The organism is Roseateles sp. P5_B10, assembly GCF_056400485.1.
In genome coordinates this window covers 1-5,991 of the sequence record NZ_JBFULE010000299.1, presented here as the reverse complement: position 1 = coordinate 5,991, position 5,991 = coordinate 1, and the positions used below count along the sequence as shown (strand labels likewise).

Annotated in this window: 9 protein-coding genes and 1 pseudogene; 1 reads left to right on the top strand and 9 read right to left on the bottom strand. The window is 71.4% G+C overall.

Annotated features, from left to right (window positions below; translation table 11 throughout):
- From AC1DU6_RS17480 to gspG, 8 genes and pseudogenes are all read right to left on the bottom strand, one after another.
- Positions 1–377 (bottom strand): annotated as a pseudogene (locus AC1DU6_RS17480) (type II secretion system protein N); the annotation flags it as partial.
- Positions 377–901: a type II secretion system protein GspM gene (gspM, locus tag AC1DU6_RS17475; protein WP_477858578.1), complete on the bottom strand. Its 525-nt coding sequence runs from the start codon at positions 899–901 to the stop codon at positions 377–379. The gene gspM and the pseudogene AC1DU6_RS17480, both read right to left, overlap by 1 nt.
- Complete coding sequence (gspL, locus tag AC1DU6_RS17470; RefSeq protein WP_477858577.1) at positions 901–2,148, bottom strand: type II secretion system protein GspL; 1,248 nt, start codon at positions 2,146–2,148, stop codon at positions 901–903. Before gspL ends, gspM begins: the two co-directional genes overlap by 1 nt.
- Positions 2,149–2,249: 101 nt before the next feature.
- Complete coding sequence (gene gspK, locus AC1DU6_RS17465; RefSeq protein WP_457322909.1) at positions 2,250–3,239, bottom strand: type II secretion system minor pseudopilin GspK; 990 nt, start codon at positions 3,237–3,239, stop codon at positions 2,250–2,252.
- Entirely contained in the window at positions 3,236–3,859 is a 624-nt protein-coding gene (locus AC1DU6_RS17460) for a PulJ/GspJ family protein (protein ID WP_056203230.1), read from the bottom strand. The genes gspK and AC1DU6_RS17460 overlap by 4 nt, the downstream gene beginning before the upstream one ends.
- Positions 3,859–4,227: a type II secretion system minor pseudopilin GspI gene (gspI, locus tag AC1DU6_RS17455; protein WP_056203235.1), complete on the bottom strand. Its 369-nt coding sequence runs from the start codon at positions 4,225–4,227 to the stop codon at positions 3,859–3,861. Before gspI ends, AC1DU6_RS17460 begins: the two co-directional genes overlap by 1 nt.
- Positions 4,224–4,691, bottom strand: a complete 468-nt coding sequence (locus tag AC1DU6_RS17450) for a pilus assembly FimT family protein (protein ID WP_056203240.1) — start codon at positions 4,689–4,691, stop codon at positions 4,224–4,226. Before AC1DU6_RS17450 ends, gspI begins: the two co-directional genes overlap by 4 nt.
- Positions 4,663–5,097, bottom strand: coding sequence for a type II secretion system major pseudopilin GspG (gspG, locus tag AC1DU6_RS17445; protein ID WP_457322910.1), 435 nt, complete (start codon positions 5,095–5,097; stop codon positions 4,663–4,665). The genes AC1DU6_RS17450 and gspG overlap by 29 nt, the downstream gene beginning before the upstream one ends.
- 53 nt (positions 5,098–5,150) lie before the next feature.
- Between gspG and AC1DU6_RS17440 the strand changes: the two genes are divergently transcribed.
- Positions 5,151–5,780, top strand: coding sequence for a hypothetical protein (locus AC1DU6_RS17440; protein WP_457322911.1), 630 nt, complete (start codon positions 5,151–5,153; stop codon positions 5,778–5,780).
- Between the two features lie 7 nt (positions 5,781–5,787).
- Here the strand turns inward: AC1DU6_RS17440 and AC1DU6_RS17435 are convergent.
- On the bottom strand, positions 5,788–5,991 hold a 204-nt coding region (locus AC1DU6_RS17435; RefSeq protein WP_477858573.1), incomplete at its 5' end, for a nicotinate-nucleotide--dimethylbenzimidazole phosphoribosyltransferase.

The window sequence follows — 5,991 nt, the reverse complement described above, 5'->3', positions numbered from 1 at the left end:
CAGCAGTCCTGGCGCGCCGCGAGCTGCAGGCCCAGGCCTTTGACGGCCATGCGCCAGTACAGCCGGCCGGGCAGGGCCGAGGCATCACGGCTGCCGGTGCCGCCGGTCAGCACCAGCACGCCCGAGCCATTCCAGACGCTGCCGCGCGTGTCGACGATGAGCAGGTGGTCGTTGCTGGCCGAGGCCAGCGCGCGTGCCAGCCAGCTCGCCGGCGCAAAGACGATGAGCGCGGCGAGGATGCCGATCAGGGCGCCGCCCACGGCCCAGCGCCGGGGCGTGCGGTGGCGCACCGCACGGCCGCCATAGCTGCCGCTGCCCAGCACCGAGTCCGACATTTGCTGCGTCGTGTGGCCGCTGCGCTTCTTGAACAAGGCCATCAGGCGCCTCCCAGGCTCAGCACCAGCGTGCCGGCATAGCCCTTGGGGCCGCGCGTCAGCTGAGCTTCGACGGGCCGGGCCCGCGCTGCCGAGCGCACCTCGCCCAGCCAGCCCTGCAGCAGCTCGGGTGCGACGCCGGTGAGCGTGACGACGGCGCGGTCGCCCGTGAGGTTCAGGCGGGCTGCGGCGCCCAGGTGTTCGACGGAGGCCTTCAATGCGGCCTGGGCCTGGTCGGGCGGCACCGGCGGCGCCGCGCGCAGCGCCTGGGCCTCCTGGGCCTGGGCCTGCATCTGCTGCAGTTGCAGCTCCAGCCGGTCCAGTTCGGTGGGCGCTGTCTTCAGCGTTCGCAGGGCCGGCGCGAGCAGCACGCTCCAGGCCAGCAGCAGGCCGAGCAGCAGGCCGATGGCACCCACGGCTAAGCGTTCGCGTTCGCCCAGGGCTTGCCAGTGCGCGAGCGCCTGGGCCTTGGCCTGGCCGAGTTGGGCGGAGAGGCCGTCGCCGGCGCYGGAATTGAAGCGGGCCATCAGGGGCGTCCTTGCGCGTTGGTGCGGCTGATGGTCAGCTTGCCCTCGCTGGCGTCCAGCTGCCAGCCTTCGCTGCGCAGCTGATTGCGGAAATTGTCGATCTGGGGCTGGGCCCAGCCCTGTGCCGACACCGTGAGGCGGCCGGGCTCGAAGGCCAGCGCATCAGTCGGCGGGCGGTCGGCCGGCCAGGCCATGGCAGCGGCCGCGAGCAGGGCTTCGAGGTCCTGCTCGCCGACGCTGCCGGCGCTGGCGCGCAGCAGGTCGAGCTGCTTTTGCATCTGCACCGGCGCGTCGAGGATGGCTCGCACCTGCGGGAAAGCGCCGGTCAGCGTTGTCGTGACCGCCTCGCGTCGCGCCGCCACCTCGCGATGCTGGTGCCAGGCCCACAGGTTGAGGCCCAGCAGCTGAACGATGGCCAGGCCGGCGAGGCCGTAGCGCACCGGCTGCCAGGGCTTGCGCATCAGCCCGCGGCTGAGAAGGCGCAGGGCGCGCACGCCACGGGCGCGGGGCGCGAGGTCGAACTGGCGGAAATCCCAGGCGTTGTCGACGACGGCCAGCCCCCGCTGCGTCGGCGTCTGCACGGTGACCGTCGTGCCCAGCCAGCGCTCGGCCACTGTCGCCACAGCTGGCGTGGCCGTCCACTGCGCGGCATGCACGAGGCCAGGCGGGAAGAGCTGGCGCGCCAGGCCGCCTTCCAGCGGCAGGGTGGYGACGCCGTCGACATGGCTCCAGCGCAGCGCGACGCCGGCGCCATTGGCTTCAAAGAAATGGCCGCGCGGCAATTCGTCGGGCCAGGACAGCGGTGCGACGCGATCGATGAAGATATGGGCCGCTTCGAGCTGGGCCAGATGCTCGGCCAGCCAGGGGCGCGACGTGACGGCGATCCAGGCCGTGTCGCCGCCCAGGGCGTCGGGCTCGACCGCAAAGTGCAKGGTGTCGGGCTCGTCGAGCAGGGCCTCCTCAAGCTTGCCGGCGAGGGCAGCGCGCATCTGGCGGCCGGCGCGCGGCAGTTCGACGCGGCGCCAGGCCACATCGGACTCGTTGACGACGGCGATGACGCTGTCCGCCGCCGGCAGGCCACCCGGCGCGGCACGGCCCTCGGCGGTGATCTGGCGGCCATCCGGCGTCAGTGCGTAGTCGTACTCGCGCACCGCGTTGGCGCGCGGCAGCTCGGCCGCGGCGGACGCGGCTTTGCCCAGGGCGCGCAGGCGCGTCCGTGGGGGCAGGAACAGCAGCAGGGTGCTCATTGGGAGATCAGGGGCGGCGCATTCTAGGAGGGGCGGCTGCCTTCCCGGCCCGGGCGCCAAGCCGCCGGTGAAAGTCTGTAGCCGGGTTCGAGTTCAAGGAATCACTGATCCAGCAGCTGGTTGATGCGCTCGCGGGCGAGGACGTCCATGCTCAGGTTGTTGCGAAAGATCAGCGAGCGCTGTTCGAGCTGACGCTCGTCAAGGCGCAGCCGGCCGGTGACGATGAAGTAGGACGAATCCACCGACGCCCGGTTGCCGCTGAGGTCGACAGCGGCGGGCAGGAAATTCTTGGCGTCGTCGACGTTCTGTAGCGGCTGGGCCTTGCGGCCCTGCACCAGGCGCTCGGCCGAGGCGAGGTCGACGCCCTCGAACAGCGCTGCGATGACTTCGCGCGGCGCGGTGTTCAAGTTGACCGGCGTGGGCTTGGGCAGCAGCACCACATAGGGCTGCAGGCGCTTGAGGGTGTCGGCGTCCAGGCCCAGCCAGGCGAGCTGGTCCAGGCCGGCCGGCTGCAGGGGGCCGGACTCGCTGATGGCCGCATCGCTCGCAGGCGCGCCGGGCCCGCTGGCGGCGCTGGCCGGCGCCGGGAAAGCGCTCCGCAGGCCGGTGACGATGACGGCAGCCGCGCCGGGCGCCGCGTTGACCTGGCTGCACAGCCGCTCCAGCACGCGCTGCTCCAACTCCGGCACCTTTGCACCGCCGAGCAGTGCGCGCAGGTTGTAGCGGCTCTGCGCGTCCTCGATGGTGCCGGACAGGAAGGCCTCGGGGCCGTCGTCGTCGCTGGCCGCCGTTCGGTCGGCAGCCAGGAAGGTGGACAGCCGCGCCTCGGCCAGCGGCACGGCCCAGGGCTCGCCGAGGTGGTCGATCTTCTTCCCCTGCTGGCCGTTGCCTCGGGCGTCCTCTTTCAGAATCAGGCGAGCCCAGTCCAGCGCGCCCTGCAGGATCCAGGCGCTCTGCGCGCGGGCGCGGTCGGCGGCTTCGATCTGCACGGCGCGGTACTGCTGCCAGACCATGCCGGCGGCGAGGCTGGCAATCAGCGTGACGATGATCATGGCCGTCAGCAAGGCGGCGCCGCTCTGACGAGTCTTCATCGAACGGTCACTTCCAGCTCGCGCGTCAGCGTGCCAGTCAGGCCGCTGCCCTCGGCGAACTGCATAGCCACGCGCAGGCCGGCGGGCGGCTGGGTCGGCGTCTTGGGGTTGACGGGGCCGGCGTTGTCGTTGCCGTTGCCGCCGGTGGACTGGCAGTTGCTCCAGGCATTGCCCCAGTAGCAATAGAACTGCCAGCCGGCCACCCCGTCGAATGCGCGCAGCGCCGGGTTGCGCTGGTCCAGTTGCTGCAGGCCGCGCTGGCGCTGGTCTTCGAGATCCTGCACGGTACGCTGCGCCGGGCTTTCCCATCGCCATAGGCTGCCTTCGCGCAGGGTCCAGACGACGACCTGCAAACCGGTCGGCGCCTGGCGGGTCAGCACGAGGTTGCCGCCGTCGAAAGCGATGGGTTGCACGGTGCTGTGGCTGTCCTGCAAGGCGTGCAGGTCGACCTCCCACTGCGCCAGCACGGTCTGCAGCCGGGCGGTCTGGGCCAGGTGGGCCTGGGCGATCTCGCGGCTTCTCACGAGGGCGTCGATGCCGCGCCAAGCCATGGCCGCCATCGTCGCCATGACGACCAGGGCGACGAGCACCTCGACGAGGGTGAAGCCGCGCACCTTCATCAGAACTTGCCCATGATGGTGCTCAGGCTGAGCACGGGGCGGCCCTGGTCGTCGGTGACGTCGGCGTCGACGCGGCGGAACAGTGGGTTGGGCGTCGGGCTGACCCTGAGCTTGCCGCCATAGCTGCGGCCGAGCTGCTCGCAGCTGAAGGGCGATTCGCCGATGTCGGGAAACTGCTGCGTCAAGCGCAATTCGGTCAACAGGTTCTCGGCGCACCATTGGCCAGCGCTGACCTGGGCCAGGCGCTCGGCGTTGTTGGTCAGCGCCCCGGCAGCCTTGATGCCGGCGCCCAGCGCGATGGCGACGATGACCAGGGCGACGAGGACCTCGATCAACGTGAAGCCGCGCTGGTCATGCACGGGATTCATTGCGGCGTGACGATGTCAAAGGCGGCCAGGCCATCGGTGGCCAGCACGAGTTGCTGGCTGCCGAGCTGCAGGCGCAGGCGCTGGGCGGGGATGACGGGTTCGGGGCCGAGCCTCAGGCCAGGGTTGGTGGCGGTCGCGTTCTCGATCAGCACGGCCACCGGCTCGCCGAGCCAGCGCGTCGGCAGCTGGATGGTGCGGGGCAGGCCTTCGAAGCGGAAGTCGTCACCGGTCTTGATGCCCTTGGGGATCCAGCGCACGTCCAGGCCCGACGCGCGGCTCTCGGCACGCGCCGTCTCAAGCAGCGCGGCCAGGCGCTGGGCTTCGCGCTGCAGCTGCAACTCGGCGGGGTCGCGCAGGGCCAGCGTGATCGTGGCGCTGGTGATCGCGATCAGTGCGACGACGACCAGCAGCTCGATGAGCGTGAAGCCCCTGGGCTTACTGCCAGGAACCGATGTCCGCGTCACGGCCCTCGCCGCCGGCGCGGCCGTCGGCGCCAAAGCTGTAGATATCAACCTCGCCCTTCACGCCGGGATTGGCGTACTGGTAGGGGTGGCCCCAGGGGTCGTTGGGCAGCTTGTCGAGATAGGGCTTCCAGTTCGGCGGCGGGTTGCCGGCCGTGGGCTTGTGCACGAGGGCGTCCAGGCCCTGCTCTGAGCTCGGATAGCGCTGGTTGTCCAGCTTGTAGATCTTGAGCGCCTGCATCAGGTTGTTGACGTCGGTGCGGGCGGCGGTGACGCGGGCGTCTTCGGCGCGGTCCAGCACGTTGGGCACGACGAGGGCCGCGAGCACGCCGATGATGACGAGCACGACCAACAGTTCGATCAGCGTGAAGCCGCGGGCAACGGAGCCGGTGAGGGAGGAGCGACGCATGTCTGGGGGCGTGGAAGCGCTGAGCTGCGGTGAGCGGGCCATCATAATGGGCCATGCTTGCTCGAACGATGGCGTTTACGGTGTGGCTGCTGCTCGGCGGCTCGGTGGCTTACTGGAGCCTGCAACTGCTCGCACGGCCGCTGCCCATGCCGGCTTCGGTGCTGCCGGCCGGTGAGGGTCGTGGGGGGGCGGTGGACCTGAGCCGGCTGCTCGGCGTGACGGCGCCCGAGGCGGTGCCCGAGCCCGAGGTCGCGGCATCGACGCGGTTGCGCCTGCTGGGTGTTGTCGCGCCCAAGAACGCGAAGGCGGCCGAGGCCGGCGAGGGCGTCGCGCTGATCGAGGTGGACGGCGTGGCGCGCACGGTGCGCGTCGGCGCAGTGGTCGACGGCGAGTTGCGCCTGCTGCGCGTGGACGTGCGCAGCGCCAGCCTGGGCCGCATCGGCCAGGCGCCCAGCCAGGTCTTGCAGATCAGCCCGCCGGCCGCTGCGGCCACGGGCGCGCTGCCGCCGGCTGCGCCATCTCCGGTGGTGCTGGGCGGCAATCCGAACGGCAACCCCAATGCCGCGCCCAATGAACGGGGCCTGCCGCGGCGCGCCAATGTGCCGCCGCCCGTGCCGGCCACCTATGGCGCGGCGCCGGCAAATCAGGCCTCGCCGCCGACGCGCGAGGAGCAGCAGCGCTGACCTGGCGTTAGGCGCCCAGCGTCGGGACGTGGGCGCTGGGGTCGGGGCGGGCCGCGACGCGGGCTTCGGCGACCTCGTGCAGATCGGTCAGCAGAGCGGCGGCGGCGCGGATCATCGGCCAGGCCAGGGCCGCGCCGGTGCCGTCGGCGCTGTCCATGCCCAGTTCAAGCAAGGCGGAGGCATGGAACAGGGCCAGCGCTTCATCCAGGCC

What these genes read in the sequence shown, in the direction of transcription:
- gspK (WP_457322909.1), bottom strand. Translation starts at nt 3,239, where the DNA reads ATGAAGACTCGTCAGAGCGGCGCCGCCTTGCTGACGGCCATGATCATC.
- AC1DU6_RS17460 (WP_056203230.1), bottom strand. Translation starts at nt 3,859, where the DNA reads ATGAAGGTGCGCGGCTTCACCCTCGTCGAGGTGCTCGTCGCCCTGGTC.
- gspI (WP_056203235.1), bottom strand. Translation starts at nt 4,227, where the DNA reads ATGAATCCCGTGCATGACCAGCGCGGCTTCACGTTGATCGAGGTCCTC.
- gspG (WP_457322910.1), bottom strand. Translation starts at nt 5,097, where the DNA reads ATGCGTCGCTCCTCCCTCACCGGCTCCGTTGCCCGCGGCTTCACGCTG.
- AC1DU6_RS17440 (WP_457322911.1), top strand. Translation starts at nt 5,151, where the DNA reads ATGCTTGCTCGAACGATGGCGTTTACGGTGTGGCTGCTGCTCGGCGGC.